We start from the raw sequence: 21,322 nt of genomic DNA, 5'->3' as shown, positions 1-21,322 counted from the left end.
CAATCTAAGTAAAGCGGCTTCCTTTTTTATCTTTCATCAAGTTAGGAATTTATTATCATCACGCTTATAGCAGAAAGCATAGTTTTTTCCCAACTATACTATCTAAAATGCTTAATCACCTAATATAGGAGGAGTAAAGAAAAAATGCATTATGATGTAATTGTAATAGGAGCTGGATCTATGGGAATGTCTGCAGGATATTTCCTATCTAAAAATGGACAAAAGGTATTATTATTAGACTCTTTTGTTCCTCCTCATAATAAGGGCAGTCATCATGGAGAAACAAGAATTATAAGACATGCTTATGGTGAAGGGGAAGAGTATGTTTCTTTGGCACTTAAATCTCAAAAATTATGGAATGACTTAGAAAAACTTACGGATAAACAGTTATTTCTTCCAACAGGTGTACTGAATGCAGGCAGTCAAAAATCCACATTTATTAAGCAAGTAATCGCAAGTTCAAATAAATTTAATTTACCTTTAGAAATCCTAGATTCAAATCAAATCCATAAAAGATGGCCAGGTATTTCACTACCAGAAGATTATATTGGTTGCTTTGAATCGACTTCGGGTGTGTTAAAAAGTGAAGAGTGTATTCGAGCGTATCAACAACTTGCCGAGTCACATGGTGCTAACATCATTGTGAATAGCCAAGTAAGGAACATATGTGTTCATAGAAATGGGGTCACGATTAAAACTGATGAACAGACTTTCTACGCAGAAGCATTAGTTGTTGCAGCGGGAGCATGGTCACCAAAACTTTTAGCGATGTTAGACTTAAATGTTCCTCTAGCCCCTATCAGAAAAACATTTGCATGGTTTGAAGCAAATGAATTATATAATTACAAAAACTTTCCGGCCTTCACTTTTGATACATCTGTAGGTACATACTATGGCTTTCCAAGTATAAATGACAGTGGTTTAAAATTAGGGAGACATGATGGGGGAAATTACATTAATCCTGATGATTCTATAGCAGGGTTTGGTGAATTGGATGAAGATGAGGGAGATTTGGTACAGTTCCTACAACAATTTATGCCTACCGGTCAAAAAATAAAATATGGGAAAAACTGCATCTATACAATGACCCCTGATGAGAACTTTATAGTGGATACCCATCCTAATTATCCACACATTGCTATTGCAGCAGGTTTCTCTGGGCACGGGTTTAAATTCAGTAGTGTTATTGGAGAGATTTTAAGTGACCTAATTATTTCAGGTAAGAGTGAGAATGATATCTCAGTATTTTCTATAAATCGATTTAATTAAAAATGAGAAGACTTGAAAAAAATATTTTGCTATCGGGATGAAAATACAAAGTCGCAAGTTTAACATGAACCTACATATAGAATGAAAATCCAAGTCGTTGATTCCTTATCTTAGGAAAAAACGGCTTTTTTTATTGGAAAATGCCTTAGCATTTGTTTTTGCTGTTTAATTGTTATTACACTTATAGATTATTTTTTTACTTTAATCTATATAGAATAATCTTCTGTATCAATTGAAGAATATATCAATATATTCAAGGTTAATTAAAAATACAAAAACATATGTTAGGTTAGCTAACAAATTATATTGTCGAAATAAAAAAAACATGCTAGAATAAGAATATTCCGAAATATGAAACACTAATTCCGAATTTCGGGATTTTTGAAATTGAATGAAAGTGAAATACAGATTTTCTACATATTTATAAGTTTTAATTTTCGAAATTTCTGTAAATAGGAGGAGTGTTCAATGAATACAGTTGATTTGAATTGTGATTTAGGAGAGAGTTTTGGCACATATCGAATTGGGAATGATGAAGAGATTTTGGATTATGTAACATCTGTCAATGTTGCTTGTGGCTTTCATGCTGGTGATCCGACCGTGATGAGAAAAACGGTTCAACTTGCTTTAGAGAAAGATGTCAAAATTGGTGCCCACCCTGGATTACAAGATTTAATAGGTTTTGGCCGACGCAATATTAATATTTCTCCACAGGAAGCTTATGATATTGTTGTATATCAAATTGGTGCATTAAATGGCTTCTTGCAATCAGAAGGCGGGAGTATGCAACATGTTAAACCACATGGTGCTTTGTACAATATGGCGGCAAAGAATAAAGAGTTGTCTCTTGCCATTGCTGAAGCTGTATACAAAATTAATCCTGAGCTCATTTTATTTGGCTTGTCGGGAAGTGAACTAATAAGTGCTGGACAGACCATTGGATTACAAACTGCTAGTGAAGTGTTCGCGGATCGAACTTATCAGCAGGATGGTTCATTGACTTCTCGAATGGAAAAGTATGCATTGATAGAAAATGATGATGATGCTGTTGCACAAGTTATTCGAATGGTTAAAGAAGGAAAGGTTTTGTCACAGCAAGGAACTGATGTGACTTTAAAGGCAGATACAATTTGTATTCATGGGGACGGAGAACATGCTTTAACCTTTGCTCGTCATGTAAAAAAATCCTTAGAAATATCTGAAATTACAGTTAAGTCTATTTCTATATAAAATCATATCTAGGGGGTAGATTCCATTGGAGCCAATCAAAAATACAACAACTGACCAGAAAAAAAATCATTCTAAGCCAAAAACTAACCGGACATTATTGCTAGGTGCAGCATTTCTTATGGCAACATCAGCCATAGGACCAGGTTTTTTAATGCAGACAACTGTATATACCCAAAGTCTTGCAGCAAGTTTTGGGTTTGTTATTCTTATTTCAGTTATTCTTGATATTTTTGCACAAACAAATGTATGGCGCATTATTGCTGTATCTGAAAAACGAGGACAAGAGATTGCAAACATGGTTCTTCCAGGACTAGGTTATGTTCTAGCGGCACTCATAGTTATGGGGGGGCTAGCATTTAATATAGGGAACATCGCAGGAGCTGGACTTGGTCTAAATGCGATGACTGGAATTTCCCCAACTGTTGGGGCGGCAATTAGTGCCGTCATTGCAATATTAATTTTTGTTGTAAAAGAAGCAGGTAAAGCGATGGACCGTTTTACACAAATTGCCGGCGTGTTCATGATCTGTTTGATGGTGTACGTTGCTTGGACAACATCCCCTCCAGTTGGTGAAGCAGTAGTAAGGACATTTGTACCCGATAAGATTGATATTATCGCAATTGTTACTTTAGTTGGAGGATCTGTAGGTGGGTATATTACATTTGCTGGTGGGCATCGTCTATTGGATGCAGGCGTGAAAGGTGTCGGAGCACTTCCAGAAGTCACAAAGAGTTCAGTAATGGGTATTTTAATAACAACAGTTATGCGAATTGCTTTATTTTTAGCAGTTCTAGGTGTTGTATCTAAAGGCTTGCAAATTGATTCTGAAAACCCTGCAGCATCCGTTTTTCAACTTGCTGCTGGAAATGTTGGTTATAAAATCTTTGGTGTTGTTATGTGGGCTGCAGCAATCACATCAGTAGTTGGTGCTGCATATACTTCTGTTTCGTTTATCAGAACATTCAGTGAAAAAATAAATAAAAAGGCGAACTGGATTATTATTGCCTTTATAGTCGTTTCAACAATTTGCTTTTTGTTAATTGGCCAACCAGTTAAAGTACTACTTGTAGTGGGGGCAATTAATGGTCTGATTTTACCAATTGCACTTGGTACACTTTTAATTGCGGCATATAAGAAGAATATTGTGGGTGATTATAAACATCCTTTATGGTTAACGATATCAGGTGTATTTGTGGTAATTGTTATGGCGTTAATGGGTGGATATACATTAATTTCTCAACTACCATCACTATTTTAATAACTATAGATTCAATCTAATTATTACGACTAGCAGTTTGTGAAAAACTGCTAGTTACTTATAGGAGATGTATAATATGATTAATCTTTCGCAAGCAACCCCGGCTGAATTGCGCGCAATGATCCGCAACAATGAATTGATTAAACCGACTGCTGGAATGGCAAACGGCTATGCACAAGCAAACTTAGCCATCTTAAAAAAAGAGCATGCTTTTGATTTTTTATTATTTTGTCAGCGTAATCCTAAGTCTTGTCCACTTCTAGACGTAACAGAAATTGGTTCTCCTATTCCTAAATTTGCTGCTCAGTCTGGTGATATACGTACAGATATTCCAAAATATCGTATATATAAATATGGTGAATTAGTGGAAGAAGTAACGGATATTTCAGATTATTGGGAAGATGATATGGTTGGATTTTTAATCGGTTGCAGCTTTACATTTGAACATGCCCTTTTAAACAATGATATTTCCATTCGTCATATTGAAGAGGACTGTAATGTACCGATGTATAAAACGAATATTTCATGTATTGAAGCAGGGATATTTCACGGGAAAATGGTAGCAAGCATGCGTCCGATTCCTCAGCAAGATGTGGTGCGAGCGGCTCAAGTTACATCGCGTTTTCCTGCTGTTCATGGTGGTCCAATCCATATTGGAGATCCGGGGGCGATTGGTGTTTCTAACATACAGCAGCCTGATTTTGGTGATGCAGTAACGATTCGTGAAGGAGAAGTGCCAGTCTTCTGGGCTTGTGGAGTAACGCCTCAATCTATCGCAATGGAAACAAAACCGGCGATTATGATTACGCATGCACCAGGACATATGTTTATAACGGATATTCGTGATGAAAAATTAGGCGTTTTATAACTAACAGAAAGAGATGAGTTCTATGCCGGAAAAGCTTTTGAATAATACTACATGCGTACTGTCTCCCTTAGGCGATTCTGCAATCGTGATTACATTTGGGAATGAAATTAAATACGACATTCACAAAAAAATTAAAATGTTTATGGATTTGCTTGAAGATGAACCTTTTGTTGGATATATAGAATGTGTGCCGGCTTTTACAAATTTGACAGTTTTTTATGATCCTCTAGTTATCTATAAGAAACAAAAACAAAGCAATAACGATGAATTAATTTCTCCATATGAAGTGGTTCGTTCTATCCTGGAAAGGAAACTACAGTGGTTAAAAGAAGATAAAAAGCTGACACATCGAACAGTTTCTATTCCTGTATGTTATGGGGATGAATATGGCCCGGATTTGGAATATGTAGCTCGTTATAATAATTTATCTACTGATGAAGTCATCCATATTCATTCAAACGGTGAGTACCTAGCCTATATGATTGGATTTGCACCAGGTTTTCCATTTCTCGGTGGACTATCAGAAAAAATTTCAACGCCTAGACGATCTTCTCCAAGAATGACCATACCAACAGGGGCAGTTGGAATTGCAGGTATGCAAACGGGTGTATATCCTATATCAACACCTGGAGGGTGGCAATTAATTGGACAAACGCCAACCAAACTATTTTTACCAAATGTAAATCCTCCAAGTTTATTACAAGCAGGAGACATTGTGAAATTCCATCCAATTTCTAATCAAGAGTATAAAGAAATTATTCTAAAGGAGGGGTTACAGTGAGCCTGCGTGTAATCAAGCCGGGATTATTAACTAGTATTCAGGATCTTGGAAGAAAAGGATTTCAGCAACATGGAGTGATTGTAAGCGGGGCAATGGATGCATATTCCCTACGAATTGCCAATATGTTAGTTGGCAATAAAGAAGGTGAAGCGGCCCTGGAAATTACGTTAATGGGTCCGACTCTTAAAATAGAAAAAAATTGCTTGATCGCGATAACAGGTGGAAATTTATCACCTACTATTGACAGTCAAGCTGTTCCAATGTGGAAGCCTGTTTATGTAAAAAAAGGCACGATTCTTCGATTCGCTGGATGTAAATCAGGTTGTAGGGCTTATTTGTCTGTAGCGGGAGGATACGCTATTTCTACAGTTATGAATAGTAAAAGTACATATTTAAGAGGGGAAATTGGCGGCTATAATGGAAGAGCATTAAAAGTAGATGATGTTGTGGATTTTAATGAAACTTCTACTATTCTAGATAACCGGAAGTTTAAGGAAGCGTTTACCGCTCCAAAGTGGTTTGTCAATGAAAAGGAGTTTATGCCAAGTCGCATGCCAGTTATTCGTTTCATAGATGGAAGCCAGTACGATTATTTTACGGCCTCTAGTAAAGTTAGTTTTACAGAGAATTTGTTTAAAGTTTCAAACCAATCTGATCGTATGGGCTATAGAATATCAGGCCCTTTGCTGGAGTTACAAGAAAAACGTGAGCTATTGTCTGAAGCAGTAATTAACGGGTCTGTTCAAGTTCCTCCTGATGGAAACCCTATCATTCTTCTTGCGGATAGCCAAACAACGGGAGGGTATCCTAAGATAGCTCAAGTGATAACTGCAGATTTACCATTAATTGCTCAGGTCAAACCAGGGGAAGCTATTCAATTTTCACGAGTATCCTTAAAAGAAGCTGAGCAGCTTTTCCTTCAAAAAGAACAACAATTAAATGAATTAAAGGTTTCAATTTCATTAGCTCTAAAAAAACAGCATATTATATAGTTATTTCACATCAAGAAGTAGCAAAAAGGAAGAGAGTACTCTTATTAAAAGGGCACTTTCTTTTTTTTGTTTATTCTCCGAAAACAGCCTAACATCAAGAAAAAATTCCATCTGTATTTCCTCCTATATAATATAAATTATAAAAAACTGGAAAATAGGAGGTTTGAAATAAAGTACAGGCAGTTCTGCACATCAGAGCTGTTTTTTTATTTTCAAAGATAGGGGAATTTTCCCCTTAGGATAGGGAAGTTCCCCGATTTGGAAAAATCGGGGCACCTCTTACAATAAGGGTATGGTAATTGTTTGAATGAGGAGGAATAGTAATGCAGGCAAAAGTCGCAGCAAATCAAAAAACAGGAAAATCAATTGATAATGCATTTGCATCACATTTTGCTAAGTCTATGTTTCTAGCAGTTTGCGGACTTGTAACCTTATCGTTTTTTGGCACAAGAATGTTTACACACGTAGATTTAAACCTTTATGGCTATATGGTGGGGACGATTATTTTTATTGGGGGGTTCTTTTACAGGTATATCGCATGGGGAGAAAGGCCGCCAACAAAGATTTTTATAAAAAAAGGCATCAAACTTCTATTTAGAAAATCAACGCCTAAAACATCAGTTGAACATTTAGCAACATACAATTTCATCTGGAATAGGGGAATTTACCGATGGACTCAGCACATTCTAATCGGATGGGGATGTATTCTTTCCTGCGTCGTGACATTTCCTCTAGTATTTGGATGGATGTACTTCACCATGGACGACAATGGCTACTACAACATTATCGCAATGGGGATCCGGGTAATAACAGTACCAGCTAATGGGATCATTGCGAACTTATCATATAACGCTCTGAACATTACAGCTGTGATGGTTATCGCCGGAGTATGCATGGCTCTATACCGCCGTTTGAAAAATATGCAGGCAAGAGCAGAACAAAAATTCATGTATGACTTTCTTCCATTATATATGCTGTTATTAGTTAGCATTACAGGCTTGTCACTAACGTTTATGAACATCTCTTTGCACGGTGCAGGTCAGCCAGCTATGTCCCTGATTCACCAGTGGTCAGTCATTATTACATTGATTTATCTTCCGTTCGGAAAACTTGCTCACATACCATTCCGCCCAATGAGTGTATTTGCAAGAAACTACAGAGAGCATTATGCGGAACAATCCATGAAAGGATGCAAAGTGTGTGGTGATGAGTTTGTTTCAACAGAACAATCAAAAGATGTCGTAGAGGTTCTCGGCGTGAACGATATCGAATTTCAAACGAAGGAAGGCCATCATCTCGCTGAAATGTGCCTACCTTGCCGAAGAAAATACCGGATTGCTCAATTTTCCGGTTTCCCTATCCATGAGCTAAAAGTTAAGGAGGGAGACCAGAATGCAAAGGGATAAGTTTTTTAAAGAAGTAGAGAATGTGATACACCCGAATGAAACATTGGTCAAAACGCATTGTGCATATTGTGGAATGCAGTGCGGAATGAATTTAAGGGTAAATAGAGCGACAAATAAAATCATTGGGGTTGAACCACGTTATGACTGGCCTGTAACGGTTGGAAAAATGTGTCCAAAAGGGGTTACAGCTTACCAGCAGACGAACCATGATGATCGTATTTTAAAACCGCTTATTCGTGATGATGCATCATTAAAGGGAACAAAGGAAGGCTTTCGTGAAGCAAGTTGGAATGAAGCATATGATTTAATCGTGAAAAAGTTCAGTGAGCTTCAAAATAAATATGGAAAAGATTCATTATCCGTTTTCAGCGGCGTATCAATGACAAATGAAAAATGCTATTTAACAGGGAAATTTGCACGTGTGGCTCTTGGAACGCGCTACATTGACTATAATGGCCGTTTCTGTATGTCTAGTGCGGCCGGGGGATTCCTTCGTTCTTTCGGCGTAGATAGAGGTTCAACATTACCCTGGACAGATATTCATGAAACGGATTGCTTATTTATTGCAGGAAGTAATACAGCAGAATGTCATCCAACTTCTATGTTCCGAGTCTGGAACGTTCAAGAAAGAGGCGGATACATTATCGTGGTGGATCCCCGCGAAACGCCAATTGCGAGAAGAGCAGATGTGCACCTTGACCTGAAACCGGGAACGGATCTTGCCCTTGCTAATGGAATCTTAAATTTATTAATTCAAAAGGGTTATGCTGACAAAGAGTTTATTAATAATCATACAAACGGATTTGAAGAAACAAAAGAGCTTGTAAAAGAATTTACACCGGAATATACGAGTGAGCTTACAGGTGTGGCACCGGAAAAAATCATTCGCGCAGCAGAGATTTATGGAAAAGCACCGAATGCAGTTGTCATGTTTGCCCGTGGAATTGAACAGCAGCATAAGGGTGTTGACAATGTATCTGGATATACAAACATGGCGCTTGTAACGGGTAAGATTGGCCGTCCGAAGTCTGGTGTAGCAACATTCACAGGTCAAGGAAACGGACAGGGTGGACGAGAGCATGGTCAGAAAGCGGATTTATTGCCAGGATATCGAAAAATTACAAATCCTAAACATGTAGAAGAAGTTTGTAAAGTATGGAAAATCACTCCGGAAGAAATGCCTCAGCCGGGTGTTTCTGCTTATGAAATGTTTGAACTAATGGAACAAAAAACGATCCGCGGATTGTATCTGCTATGTTCTAATCCTGCAGTATCCGCGCCGAATTTAAATTTCGTCAGAAGCGCGATGAAAAACCTGGATTTTATGTTGTGTTCGGATTTCTATCTTTCTGAATCAGCAGAGTTTGCGGATGTGATCCTGCCGTCTGTAACGTGGTCAGAAGATGAAGGGACAGTTACAAACCTGGAAGGAAGAATTATTAAGATAAATAAGGCACAAGAACCAATCGGTGAATCTAAGCCCGATTGGCAAATACAAGTAGAGCTTGCAGAACGTCTCGGAAGAGGAAAATATTTTTCAAATTTGAAAACAGCAAAAGATATAGCTGATGAATTCAGACTGGCTAGTAAAGGCGGATATGCCGATTATTATGGAGCTACATGGGATAAAATCGACAAACAGGACGGTGTATTTTGGCCTTGCAAGGATGAAAATGATAAGGGAACGCCGCATATGTTCCTGGATAAAAAATTCTATCACGCAGACGGCAAAGCGAAAATTTGTGCGCTTCCTTACCGCCCCCCTGCTGAAGAGCCAGATGAAAAATATCCGCTTCGTTTAACAACTGGACGTGTCGTTTACCACTACTTATCAGGGAACCAGACGAGAAGAATCCAGTTCCTGCGTGATATGTGTCCGGAGCCATACGTCGAAGTACATCCGGAAACAGCAAAAATATACAATATGGAACATGAAGAAAGAATCCGCCTATTTACCCGAAGAGGTGAGGCAATCTATAAAGTGAAAATTACAGAAGCAATTCGTAAAGATACTGTATTTGTTCCGTACCACTTTGGTCACGAGCAATCTATCAATCTATTAACCATTGCAGCACTGGATCCGATTTCCCGTATGCCGGAATATAAGGCATGTGCTGCTCAATTGGAAAAAGTAGAAATAAAGAAGGTGCAATAAATGGAAAAGAGGCTGTACTTAGAACTTGAAAACTGTATAGGATGCCGTTCATGCCTTGCAGCATGTACACAATGCGGAGGGCATGAAGAGCGGAACAGAAACTACGTTTACGATGTAAACCCTATGGTTAATCGGCAAACCATGCCTCTTATGTGCCTTCATTGTGTGAATCCAGCCTGTGCAAGAAGCTGTCCAGCCCAGGCAATCCAAATCCATGAAACAGGGGCCGTATTATCAGCTCTCGTTGAAAAATGTATCGGCTGCCAAAACTGTACGATTGCTTGTCCATACGGAATACCAAAATTTGATACTGAACAAAACTTAATGTACAAATGCGATTTATGTATCGACCGGACAAAAGACAGTATCCCGCCAATGTGTGCAAGTGTTTGCCCGTCTAATACACTTCAATGGCTAACAGATGAAGAAATTGAAAATAAGAAAAAACAATTTAATCTAGATAATGGAAAATGGGTGACTAGCATACCGTATCTTGAAGGTGAAACGAACGTTAAAGTAAATTTGCCTGGTATTTTACAGGGGATAACAAAGCTATTTTAGGAGGGATTAAGGTGCCGTCAGATAAAAATAATAAAATTCCCTTTAATGAAGATAATTACACTCATAATATTGAACTGAATAATGAAAGAAAGCTTGACAGACGTGGGTTCATGAAAACATTAGTGGGGGCTGCTGGCGTATTCGCAATTTCCTCCCTTCCTTGGGGGGCGGTAGCGGCTAAAGAATTGCTGGGGCTTGGGGAAAAGGAGTATCCTCACAAAAAAATCACAGATGTAAGCAAACTTGCAATTGGTGACGCATTAGAGTTTAAATTTCCAGGTGATCATGATGATGCTCTTTTGATCAGATTGTCAGAAAAGAAATACGTAGCTTACCAAAATGCATGCACACATCTTCGCTGTCCGGTTTTCTGGGTGAAGGAAGAAGGAGAGATGATTTGTCCTTGTCATCATGGAAAATTTGATGTTGAAACAGGTGCTCCAACTGCCGGTCCGCCAAGAAGGCCGCTGCCTGAGATTCAGGTGAAAGTTGAAAATGGCGCGGTATACGCAGTAAGGGTGAAGCGTTATGAGGCTTAAGTTTATTGGTGTCGCGCTGCTTTGTGCCTTCTTTATGATGAATATTGTATTTACCCAATTTATGGTTCACCAATATTATTATGAAAATTATGTAAATGTATTAATATTTGGGGGATTAAACATTGTGGTGTTTCCCTTAGCGTTATTTACTTATAAAAAAACGAAAAATGAAAAGGCGTGAATCAAATGAACAGTGAAACATACCTTGATTTTTGTTTTATAAAAGAAGCATCTGGAAATTTTGCTACTGAAATCGATAAGCTCCTTTCAGACCTTTTTAAAGATGTCCGTCTTAACTGGTATTTAGATGAAAAGTCAATAGATGGGGTTGATATTGTAGTTGCCGAAGTAAAGGGAATGAGCAGATGGGAGTCTGAAGAGGAAACAATGGAATTTATCGAGAATTATGCAAAAGATACATTCTGGAAATATTTGCAGGGTTATCAGATGAATGTTTACATGGCAAAGAGAGGGTGCAATACCTGTGGAACAAATTAATGTAGAAGATATACAACCATTAGTATCGGAAAAAGCAAGAGTAGCCATCTTCGATGATCATGGCCAGGATAAAGCTCCTTTCGTTTCTATAACGATTGTTAAGGTGGAGCTTTGTCCTGACAAAACACATCTGCGTATTTATTTTGACGACATTAACTTTTTCGCTGTCCCATTGATATCCAATGTGACTAAAAATGAAAATGAGTGGTCAGCTTTTGATGAAAATTCGGGTTTACAATATATAATTAGAAGAGAGAGTGGTCAGGATGTTTAGAAAAATTCAGCTTCCATTACAAACCTTAAATCTCGTTGTAGGATTTATGGTGTGGGTATTAATTTCTTCCCTGCTGCCTTTTATTAAAGAAGATATCGCTATACAGGATGGTCAGCTTGCACTGGTAACAGCTGTTCCTGTTATTTTAGGATCTATTCTTCGCATTCCCCTTGGCTTTTACGCCAATCAGTTCGGGGCTAGGAAAATTTTCCTGATTAGCTTTATATTGCTGTTATTCCCTGTTTATTATATCAGTATCGCGGACTCTCTTGCTGATTTGTTGATTGGAGGGCTTTTTCTTGGTATTGGGGGAGCCGTATTCTCTGTAGGAGTAACCTCTTTACCAAAGTATTATCCTAAGGAACGCCATGGCTTTATAAACGGAATTTACGGTGCAGGAAACCTTGGAACGGCTATATCAGCGTTTGCAGCCCCTGTTGTAGCTACGAAGTTTGGCTGGTCTACAACCGTGCAGCTTTACCTTGTAATTTTGGCAGTCTTTATTGCAGGTAACTTCCTATTAGGAGATAAAAGGGAACTGAGAGTTAAAACACCGCTTTTAGAACAAATTAAGGGTGTCTACAAAAATGAAAAACTATGGCTGCTAAGCTTATTTTACTTTATAACATTCGGTTCTTTTGTTGCATTTACTATTTACCTGCCAAACTTTCTTGTAGCGAACTTTGGATTAGATAAAGTTGATGCCGGTATAAGGACAGCAGGCTTTATTGTCCTTGCTACTCTTATGAGACCAATTGGCGGGTGGCTTGCCGACCGCTTCCATTCTCTTATTCTGCTCATGTTTGTTTTTGGAGTTTATACGATTTCAGCAATGATCCTATCCTTTGCTCCTTCAATTAGCTGGTACACATTTGGCTGTTTAAGTATTGCTCTATGTGCTGGAATGGGAAATGGTGTTATTTTTAAGCTAGTGCCCATGTATTTCCAAAAACAGGCTGGTATTGTGAATGGAATTGTGTCCGCAATGGGCGGTTTGGGAGGATTTTTCCCGCCGTTAATTCTATCCTTGTTATTCAATATCACAGGCCATTATGCAATCGGGTTCATGGCATTGTCAGAAGTTGCTCTTGCAAGTTTGATTTTAGTCGTCTGGATGTATTTCCAAGGTAAAATGGAGCTTGCCAAAGAAGTTATTGACCATACAATAGAAGGCATTTTGATCACCGATACCAGTGGTAAAATCATTTCAGTAAACCCTGCTTTTACAAGTATTACGGGCTATCAGGAAAATGAAGTAATTGGAAAAAATCCTAGTATACTTAAGTCAGGTAAACAGCCTCAAACTGTTTATAAGGATTTATGGAAATCTATTGAAAAAAATGGTTTCTGGCAAGGTGAAATCTTGAATAGCCGTAAGGATGGACAACAATATCTACAATGGCTGACAATTAGTGCAATAAAGAATAATGCTGGGGATGTTGTTCAATATGCCGGGATGTTTAGTGACATTTCAAGTCATAAAATGAAAAAATCATAAAAAATCAATGTGCAGTAAATCATTGAATCCCAGTTTTGAAGCGGAGTTTTCGACGTACAAGAAGTACTAGTGCAAACTTTCCCTAAGGACAGAAACTCTTCATCAGCTTTTACATCGCTCGACCGAAAGCGTAACTTTTGGGAGGACGTCTCGTATTAGTCGGCCTGCCCGATAATTTGCGACAAACGATTAAGGAGGGTGGGAATGAATACTCAGCCACTCAAAAAAAACATCAGTTCTTATATTATTCAAACTCATGAAGAAGAGATTAAACGAATTGCAATGGAGCTTCATGAAGGCGTGGGACAGTCCCTCTACAGTCTTTTTACAGGTATGCAGCTCATTGAAAAGGCAATCGAACAGCCTGCCATGAAAAGCTATGCAGGTGATATGAGCCAGCTATTGGAAAAGACAATTCAAGAAATCAGGCTCTTGGCTGTAGAATTGCATCCTCCTACCCTTACAACTCTGGGGCTAATTTCTGCTATGAAAAGCTATATAAAATTATACACTTCAACATATGGCATTGAAGTTGAGGTAGAGAATCTGGGTGTTGAATCGCAAATCTCTGATAGAGATAGCATTACACTTTTCAGAGTCTGCCAGGAAGCATTAGTGAATATAGCAAGGTATGCTGATACGATGAAGGCAAGTATAATATTCAAATGGAAAAAAAGTAGGTTATTGATTATGATTAAAGATTCAGGAAAAGGGTTTGAGGTGGAAACGGCTATGAATAAGTCGAGCGGGCTTGCAGCCATGAGTGAAAGAATGCATTTGATTGGCGGAGAATGTACCATATTTTCAAAAATAGATAAAGGGACTTCTATAGAGATTTCTCTTCCATTATATTAAAATGGACTAAACAGGGGGTTTGCTAATTGAGCAATCCCCGTTGTTGTTTCAAATTCATTTATAACAATACATATACGAACAAAGCTAAGGGGGAACAGCTTTGATAAAAATTTTGCTTTGCGATGATCACGCCGTTGTAAGAATGGGCTTAAAGATGCTATTAAATAATCATTCTGATATGGAAGTGATAGGGGAAGCTTCCGAGGGGAACGAAGGAATACAGCAAGCACTAGAGCTCCAGCCAAATGTGGTAGTCATGGATTTAAGCATGCCTCATGGGAAAGATGGCTTATCAGCAACTTCAGAACTGAAAAAACTAATGCCTGAAGTAGCCATATTAATACTTACTATGCATGATGATGAAGAATATTTGTTCAGAGCTATTCAAGCGGGTGCTTCAGGCTGTATTTTAAAAACTGCACCACATGAAGAATTATTGGTAGCTATTCGCTCTGTTTCGACCGGAAATGCTTACCTTCATCCATCTGCAACTAAAAGGTTAATGGAAGTATACATAGGCAGTGTGAAGCAGGGGACCTCTGATACTTTCAATCTGCTTTCGGACCGTGAAAAAGAGGTCCTGACCTTGATTGCGAAAGGATTTTCCAATAAAGAAATTGCCGGACAGCTTGTTATAAGTGTGAAAACGGTTGAAACCCATAAAGGAAACCTGATGGAGAAGCTTCAGATGAAAACAAGACCTGAACTTGTTGCATTTGCTTTAAAAAAGGGGTTATTAGGGTATGGAATTTAACGTGTGCAATAAATCGAGAAAAGATCAACCATTTAAACAAGCGTGTGAACAAGTATTAGAAGAATTGAACTGTGATTTTGTTGGACTGGCTTTACAAAACAGCATCGGTCCAGACGTAAGCTGGCATTATGCCGCCGGGAACAGAAATGATAAATACAAAAGAATAACAGTTCGATATGGAAAAGGGATAGCAGGTAAGGTAATATCAACAGGCAGACCGATGGGAATTGAAGATTTTCCTAATAATATTCTGGGCAAAGCACTAGAATATCCTATCATGCTCGCGGAAAATCTCAGCTACGCTTTCGCAGTTCCAATTCAATTTAAAGGTGTTCTCAAAGGTGTATTATTAGTAGGTAATAGAACAAAACAGCCTATTTCTGAAAGTGACCAGCATACGATCCTTGATGCAGCGAAAAGATTGGAAAAGGAATTAAACAGCTCAATTTAACGGCAACAGGAGGACTATGTATGGACTGGAATAATCATTTGGAAATGGAAAAAGAGAATTCTTTTGGGTCCAGCGAAGCGACAATTCTCGTTAATGAATCAGGCGTCATCTCATTTGCGAATCAACAGGTATATGAAAATTTTGGTTATTTAAATCATGAATTAATAGGAGAAAAGCTTTTGAATCTTATGCCAGGAGCAAATCTTCAGGCCAGTGGGGAAGGGGAAATAATCCACCAGTTCGGAATCCACAGGGATGGACATACTTTTTCACTTTTTTTCAGGGTAAATGCCTTTTCGCTTGAAAAAGAGGTCTATTACTTAGTCGTGTTCCATAAAGTGAAAGACCAATCACGACTTAATCAACAGCAAACCTATCCCATAAATGAGCTGGTTGATTTAATGTACGCACTCGATGAATCAACGATTGTCGCTTTTACAGATGAAAAAGGCAAGATACAATCCATAAACAAGAAATTTTGTGCTGTATCCCAATATTCAGCAGCAGAACTTATAGGGAAGGATCATCGAATTATCAATTCAGGTTATCATTCAAAGGAATTTATGCAAAATCTTTGGATAACAATCTCGACAGGAAGTGTATGGAGGGGCGAAATTAAGAACAGAGCAAAGGATGGAACCTATTATTGGGTAGATACCACAATTGTCCCTTTCTTAAATGAAATAGGGAGCCCTTATAAATACCTGGCAATTCGGAAGGAAATTACCGAATATAAACGAGTTGTAGAGGAACTGAAAAAGTCCGTAAATAAACTTGTCGATTTTCAATTTGCTTTGGATGCTTCATCAATTGTAGCTATAACCGATCAAAGAGGGACCATCAAATTTGTTAATGATCAATTTTTCCGGATTTCGGAGTTTTCAAAGGAAGAGCTGATTGGACAGAATCATCGAATTATTAACTCGGGATTTCATTCTAGAGAATTTTTCAATGATCTTTGGAGAACAATTTCATCGGGGAAAGTATGGAAAGGTGAGATTAAAAATAAGACCAAGGGTGGAACCTATTATTGGGTAGATACGACTATAGTTCCGTTTCTTGATGAGCACAATAAACCATACCAGTATTTAGCGATTCGCTATGAAGTGACCAAGAGGAAGATTGCGGAAGAAGAGATTCAGAAAATGACGGGAAAAATCATTGATGTTCAGGAAGATGAAAGGAAACGCCTTTCTCGAGAGCTTCACGATGGTATCGGACAAAACTTATACAGCCATCTCATCACGATTAACAGGCTGCAGACAGAAATGAGTCATCCTCTTTTAGATCAGATGCGAGATGAAGCAACTGAAATTATCGAAGAACTCCGACACCTATCATGGGAACTGCGGCCATCAGTACTTGATGATCTTGGTTTGTTCCCAGCCATTCGCTCTTATTTGGTCCGGTTTTCAGAGCATCACCATATCAAGATCCATTTTGACTGCTATTTAAATTGCCGTCTGAATACAAACAAAGAAATTACCATTTACCGTGTAATCCAAGAAGCATTAACGAATATTCGTAAATATGCTCAAACCGAAGAAGCAACAGTGACGATTCGGGAAATAGATGACGAAATTCGTGTGGTTATAGAGGATAAAGGAAAGGGATTTGATTTAGAAAAGGTTACCCGTGGAGTAGGCATATTCAGTATGGAAGAGAGAGCCAAAGCTGCCGGTGGAAACCTTTCCCTTCATTCTGTTGAGGAGAAAGGGACAAAAGTATTTTTGGAAATACCTTTGTAAAGAAATTTTTTTTGTAACGATCAGGTAAATTTAGCTCCCAAGGAATTCCTGATAGCTTTACGCATTAAGATAATATTCCCATTAAAGATCCTCTAAGGGGTCTATTAAGCTTATAACCCATGGCGAAAGCTTCCAATTTACAAGCAAACAAAAGTTGAAAGTTATGAAGAAAACCGCTACGAAGCTAATATGAATATGTGCTCAGAGCATTTATGCAAAATAACAATCTATGCGAAAACAGTCTTATTCAATTACAACTTTTGTGCTTTGTTTTATAATAAATTGATAGTATAGGTGAACACCAATTTCTATCTTCTGCACTAATAAAAATACTAAAATCATGAAAGGAGCCATGTATGCAATCACAAAATAAAACCGTTATAAAGTCAATGCAGATTCTTAACCTTTTCATAAATCATTCCAGGCTCACTTTTAATGAAATGATGGAACTTTCTGGCCTCCCAAAAACCTCTCTGCACCGTATGATTGGATCATTAGAAGAAATGGGGTTTTTAACAAGAGATGATGATGGTTATTATTCACTTGGGCTAGTATTCTTGCAGTTTGGACAACTCGTAGGGGAGCGTTTAGATATAAGAAAAATTGCATACCCCATTATGAAAGAACTTCGAGATGATGTTGAAGAAGCTGTGAATCTAATTGTGAGAGATACTAACGAAGCCATGTATATTGAAAAGGTAGATACGTTGCATCCTGTTCGTTTATATACTTCAATCGGAAGGCGTTCACCACTGTACGCAGGTGACTCTCGAATAATACTCGCCTATTTGTCTGAAGAAGAGTGTGAAGCATATCTCGAAAATATAGAATTAAAACCAATTGCTATTGGAACGATAACAGATAAAAAAATACTCCGTCATGCTTTGGAAGATGCAAGAATGAAAGGTTATACGATTACTTCCTCTGAATTAGAGGATTATACAAAATCCGTAAGTGCACCAATACTTAACGGTAAAAATCAAATTGTAGCAGGTATAAGCGTAGCTGGAATTGATGCAAGATTTCAAGAAGATCGCTTGCCGGAATTAATTGAAAAAGTAACGAATGCCGCCAGACGAATTTCATTGAAACTAGGTTCTCAAACTTCGTAAACTAAAACCGAAAAAGAGGTAGCAGATTAATAAACTTTGTATGTCCCCCAATTCAATTCAGTACTATACTATCTGATTTTTGTTTCCATAAGATTTACTTGGAATTTCTAAAAGTTGAGGGATAGGACTATGGAAAGCCATTCCCGAACGGAAACAATCATGAGCAGACCTTTCTTTGATATTTCTTAGGAGAACCTTTTACCACTTGGTTCCTTGAAGGTAGTGAAGGCTTCATCTCAACTAAGGGAATAATTTGTGTAACCACTCTAATCATTTACGATTAGGTGGTTTTTGGGGTTTTTGTTATCATTTTACTAACAGTTTTTATCCTCATTGAGTTGTTAAAACATCTAAGCATATAAATTGAGCTCTCCAACCTTTTTCAGAATCATAGTCACTTATGATAGTTTTGATACCGTCTTCTATAACATTTTTGTTGAATAAATATCTGCTTGTGAAGAAGCTGATTTTTTTATACGGCGTATGCCTCAAAAATAAAACAATACTTTATTTTATAATTTAATCTGTCCACGTAGACTGTTAAAATAATATTTACTTTTGTAAGGGAACAAAAAAAATGAACTAAATCATAATTGGTAATAATTAGGAGTATTCATCGAATAAGAAACGAAACGTGTACGGGAATCATCCTATTTTCAAATCTAGAATTCTCGTACACGTCAAGGAAATATAATAAACTATTGAAGAAATGAACATATTCTGTGTTGTCTATTTTTTTTAAGCCACTAGAGCAGGTTACACTTCGCCCCAGTGATGCTGTTTCTGCATTTAAATACGTGCAAATTCGGATTGATATATATTCCTTGGTACTCCAATGTCAGCCATGGTAAGTAACCCTGGTTTGCGAATGGCATCGATCTGCTTAGCGGTATTGATAACCATTGCAGCGGTCGCAGTATCTCCAAAAATACCATTTGGAATGATCAATCTTTGCGTTTCGTTTCCTTCAATAATAATTTCATCTTCTTGATTAATTCCAACAGACATAGTCAAATCCAAGCATATTTCCCTTCCATTTGAGGTCTTGCCCTTGGATACTTGATGAAGGCCATTTACATCTCCTGGTTTTAAGGAAGTAAGTGGAACGGTAATATTTTCTCCAGCAATCGTCGGTTCAATTGTATTTTTTACACTTGCAAGGTTCCAATTGAGACCATAAGCGATTAATCTGACAGATTCTTCAAGCCCAACATGCCCAACTTTATTCTGTTCAGCTAAGGATTCAAATTCTTCTTTGGGCATACCGATACCGACTTTTTTTTGTAAGGGAATGCGTCGTTTTGAAACATCTACCCTACGGTTGACAATTATTTTATTGACCGTTGTTAATACTGTTGAAAAACAGATGACCAATGTATCCATGATGAATCCTGGATTAATGCCAGTCCCAATGACACTAAGCCTTATAGCCTTAGCGTAATCATCTATTTCCTTGGCAAGTTCAGGGTAACGGTCCCAGGGGAAAGAAAGCTGTTCGCAGGTAGAAACGACTGAAAAACCATGATCTAGAAGTTCTTTGATTTGTGGCCATACTTGTTGTAAGTTAGAACCGGTTGCATGAAGGGCGACAGGATGATCTGTGTTCGTTTTTACTTCTTGTATACTGGATACTACATTTAGTCCTGTTTGTTTTTCATTGATTAATAACCCAATATCATTTCCAATCTTTTCAGGATCAATATCTATAACACCAATAATCGAGTGTGGATTAGTTTGGTATGCACTGCGGAGAATTTCTATACCAATAGGGCCGAGTCCGAATACTGAAAATTTTGAATGTTGTTTAGTCAATAATCTCTCATCCTTTCAAATATCGTATAAAAAAATGCTAACATGGTAAGATAAATAATAAAAATAGTAAATTTTTATATACTTATAAATATTGGTTATAGAAGGGAGTACTTAAAGAAAGGGGGAATTATCAAGAAACGTATTTGTTCAAAGCGGGAAAATTATTTGGATTATAATTGAAATTGAATAATCAATATAAATTTATGTAAAAGAGGCTCTACCAAAGGTTTTACTTTTGGTAGGGCCTCTTTTTTAAAAATAACCTAATGTTTATTCTGGATCAAAATAAAAAACTCTTATCTATCGTAAAACGTTGGATCGTTTTGTAGAGTATGCAAAATTTGATTAGTTAATAATGACGTATCATCGTTGTTTTTCCATATCGCTGAAATGGAACTAGTTAATTCAGTGTTATCGATGTCTAAAGCTTTAACGTTACTTGTCCCTAACAAACCAATCATATCTTTGGGCATGAGAGCAACGCCTAGGTTATTAGAGACCAAATTAGCTATAGTTAATAATTCCGATCCTTTACATAATTCTTTCGGAGAAAATCCAGCAGTTAAACAAGCCTTTTCCAATAGAAATTGAAGGGAGTGTGCTTGAACCGCATCATAATGAATGAAAGATTCATCCTTTGCTTCGTATAAGTGTATAGAATCCTTTTGAGCTAGTGGATGAACAGTTGAAACCACTAATTGTAATGGAAATCTTTTGAATTCAATCATGTTCAATCCTTCATGGGCAATTATGTTATTGTGAATGGGTGTTCGGATAAACCCGATGTGATAATTTTGTTGATTAACTAGTTTGACAGCCCTTGATGATGTTGTTTCATGTAGATAAAATTCAACATCAGGATATTCCCCAAGAAACTTTTTTAATAGCTTTGGGATATAAATGCTAGCTGCAGAGGGTACGGTAGCGATTTCTATTTTAGGTTTGGGGATAATCTTGTTTTCAACTATGTAATTGATCGTTTTCTCAATATCATCGAAGGAAGGAGCGAGTTTTTTATAGATGTACTCTCCCTCCTCTGTTAATGTGATTTTTCTTGTTGTTCGATTTAAAAGTTTAAAACCTAGTTGTTTTTCAAGGGAAGAGATTTGTTGACTTAGCCCGGGTTGGGAAATATGCAGGGTTTTGGATGCCTCACTGAAACTAAGATGGTTAGAAATCTCTATAAAATAGCGTAGAGATAGAAAATTCATATGATCACTCACTTCAGTTGGATTTCAAGAATCACTGCCAAAAAGGTAAT

21 protein-coding genes are annotated in these 21,322 nt (G+C 37.5%); 19 read left to right on the top strand and 2 right to left on the bottom strand.

Annotation, left to right across the window (positions count from 1 at the left end; genetic code table 11):
* The first annotated feature begins 144 nt into the window (after positions 1–144).
* From solA to JFV29_RS01515, 19 genes are all read left to right on the top strand, one after another.
* The gene (solA, locus tag JFV29_RS01605) at positions 145–1,269 is read left to right on the top strand and encodes an N-methyl-L-tryptophan oxidase (protein ID WP_201180863.1); all 1,125 of its coding nucleotides are present in this window, start codon (positions 145–147) and stop codon (positions 1,267–1,269) included.
* A gap of 468 nt (positions 1,270–1,737) precedes the next feature.
* Positions 1,738–2,499, top strand: coding sequence for a 5-oxoprolinase subunit PxpA (pxpA, locus tag JFV29_RS01600; RefSeq protein WP_201180862.1), 762 nt, complete (start codon positions 1,738–1,740; stop codon positions 2,497–2,499).
* Between the two features lie 118 nt (positions 2,500–2,617).
* The gene (locus tag JFV29_RS01595) at positions 2,618–3,757 is read left to right on the top strand and encodes an NRAMP family divalent metal transporter (protein ID WP_201183296.1); all 1,140 of its coding nucleotides are present in this window, start codon (positions 2,618–2,620) and stop codon (positions 3,755–3,757) included.
* A gap of 76 nt (positions 3,758–3,833) precedes the next feature.
* On the top strand, positions 3,834–4,625 hold the full coding sequence (locus JFV29_RS01590) for a putative hydro-lyase (protein WP_201180861.1): 792 nt from the start codon (positions 3,834–3,836) through the stop codon (positions 4,623–4,625).
* Positions 4,626–4,638: 13 nt separating this feature from the next.
* A complete protein-coding gene (pxpB, locus tag JFV29_RS01585) occupies positions 4,639–5,406 on the top strand; it encodes a 5-oxoprolinase subunit PxpB (RefSeq protein WP_376111246.1) in 768 nt (255 codons plus the stop codon).
* Entirely contained in the window at positions 5,403–6,398 is a 996-nt protein-coding gene (locus JFV29_RS01580) for a 5-oxoprolinase/urea amidolyase family protein (protein ID WP_201180858.1), read from the top strand. Before pxpB ends, JFV29_RS01580 begins: the two co-directional genes overlap by 4 nt.
* Before the next feature lie 323 nt (positions 6,399–6,721).
* Positions 6,722–7,804 (top strand): hypothetical protein, encoded by a 1,083-nt coding sequence (locus JFV29_RS01575; protein ID WP_201180856.1) that lies wholly within the window; start codon positions 6,722–6,724, stop codon positions 7,802–7,804.
* Positions 7,791–9,959, top strand: coding sequence for a molybdopterin oxidoreductase family protein (locus tag JFV29_RS01570; RefSeq protein WP_201180853.1), 2,169 nt, complete (start codon positions 7,791–7,793; stop codon positions 9,957–9,959). The genes JFV29_RS01575 and JFV29_RS01570 overlap by 14 nt, the downstream gene beginning before the upstream one ends.
* Positions 9,960–10,520: a 4Fe-4S dicluster domain-containing protein gene (locus JFV29_RS01565; protein WP_201180850.1), complete on the top strand. Its 561-nt coding sequence runs from the start codon at positions 9,960–9,962 to the stop codon at positions 10,518–10,520.
* A gap of 11 nt (positions 10,521–10,531) precedes the next feature.
* On the top strand, positions 10,532–11,059 hold the full coding sequence (locus JFV29_RS01560) for a Rieske 2Fe-2S domain-containing protein (RefSeq protein ID WP_201180848.1): 528 nt from the start codon (positions 10,532–10,534) through the stop codon (positions 11,057–11,059).
* Positions 11,049–11,240 carry a hypothetical protein gene (locus tag JFV29_RS01555; RefSeq protein ID WP_053345814.1) on the top strand — a complete coding sequence of 64 codons (192 nt, stop codon included), beginning with the start codon at positions 11,049–11,051 and terminating at the stop codon, positions 11,238–11,240. Before JFV29_RS01560 ends, JFV29_RS01555 begins: the two co-directional genes overlap by 11 nt.
* A gap of 5 nt (positions 11,241–11,245) precedes the next feature.
* Positions 11,246–11,557 (top strand): hypothetical protein, encoded by a 312-nt coding sequence (locus tag JFV29_RS01550; RefSeq protein ID WP_201180847.1) that lies wholly within the window; start codon positions 11,246–11,248, stop codon positions 11,555–11,557.
* Entirely contained in the window at positions 11,544–11,831 is a 288-nt protein-coding gene (locus tag JFV29_RS01545; RefSeq protein WP_201180846.1) for a hypothetical protein, read from the top strand. Before JFV29_RS01550 ends, JFV29_RS01545 begins: the two co-directional genes overlap by 14 nt.
* The gene (locus JFV29_RS01540) at positions 11,824–13,329 is read left to right on the top strand and encodes a nitrate/nitrite transporter (RefSeq protein ID WP_201180843.1); all 1,506 of its coding nucleotides are present in this window, start codon (positions 11,824–11,826) and stop codon (positions 13,327–13,329) included. Before JFV29_RS01545 ends, JFV29_RS01540 begins: the two co-directional genes overlap by 8 nt.
* 204 nt (positions 13,330–13,533) lie before the next feature.
* Positions 13,534–14,184: a sensor histidine kinase gene (locus JFV29_RS01535; protein ID WP_201180841.1), complete on the top strand. Its 651-nt coding sequence runs from the start codon at positions 13,534–13,536 to the stop codon at positions 14,182–14,184.
* A gap of 100 nt (positions 14,185–14,284) precedes the next feature.
* Positions 14,285–14,938 (top strand): response regulator, encoded by a 654-nt coding sequence (locus JFV29_RS01530; RefSeq protein WP_207196336.1) that lies wholly within the window; start codon positions 14,285–14,287, stop codon positions 14,936–14,938.
* Entirely contained in the window at positions 14,928–15,389 is a 462-nt protein-coding gene (locus JFV29_RS01525) for a GAF domain-containing protein (RefSeq protein ID WP_201180839.1), read from the top strand. The genes JFV29_RS01530 and JFV29_RS01525 overlap by 11 nt, the downstream gene beginning before the upstream one ends.
* Positions 15,390–15,409: 20 nt before the next feature.
* On the top strand, positions 15,410–17,137 hold the full coding sequence (locus JFV29_RS01520) for a sensor histidine kinase (RefSeq protein WP_201180838.1): 1,728 nt from the start codon (positions 15,410–15,412) through the stop codon (positions 17,135–17,137).
* A 356-nt stretch (positions 17,138–17,493) separates the two neighbouring features.
* Positions 17,494–18,249 (top strand): IclR family transcriptional regulator, encoded by a 756-nt coding sequence (locus tag JFV29_RS01515; protein ID WP_201180837.1) that lies wholly within the window; start codon positions 17,494–17,496, stop codon positions 18,247–18,249.
* A 789-nt stretch (positions 18,250–19,038) separates the two neighbouring features.
* On the opposite strand, the gene JFV29_RS01510 is transcribed toward JFV29_RS01515, so the two are convergent.
* Together JFV29_RS01510 and JFV29_RS01505 are read right to left on the bottom strand one after the other, a co-directional pair.
* Positions 19,039–20,061 (bottom strand): NAD(P)H-dependent amine dehydrogenase family protein, encoded by a 1,023-nt coding sequence (locus JFV29_RS01510; RefSeq protein WP_201180836.1) that lies wholly within the window; start codon positions 20,059–20,061, stop codon positions 19,039–19,041.
* Between the two features lie 296 nt (positions 20,062–20,357).
* Positions 20,358–21,272: a LysR family transcriptional regulator gene (locus JFV29_RS01505; protein WP_201180835.1), complete on the bottom strand. Its 915-nt coding sequence runs from the start codon at positions 21,270–21,272 to the stop codon at positions 20,358–20,360.
* Positions 21,273–21,322 lie beyond the last annotated feature (50 nt).

Source organism: Peribacillus sp. TH16 (assembly GCF_016651095.1).
Classification (GTDB): Bacteria; Bacillota; Bacilli; order Bacillales; family DSM-1321; genus Peribacillus; species Peribacillus butanolivorans.
Note: the sequence above shows the minus strand (reverse complement) of the source record. Positions and strands in the feature narration are given on the sequence as shown.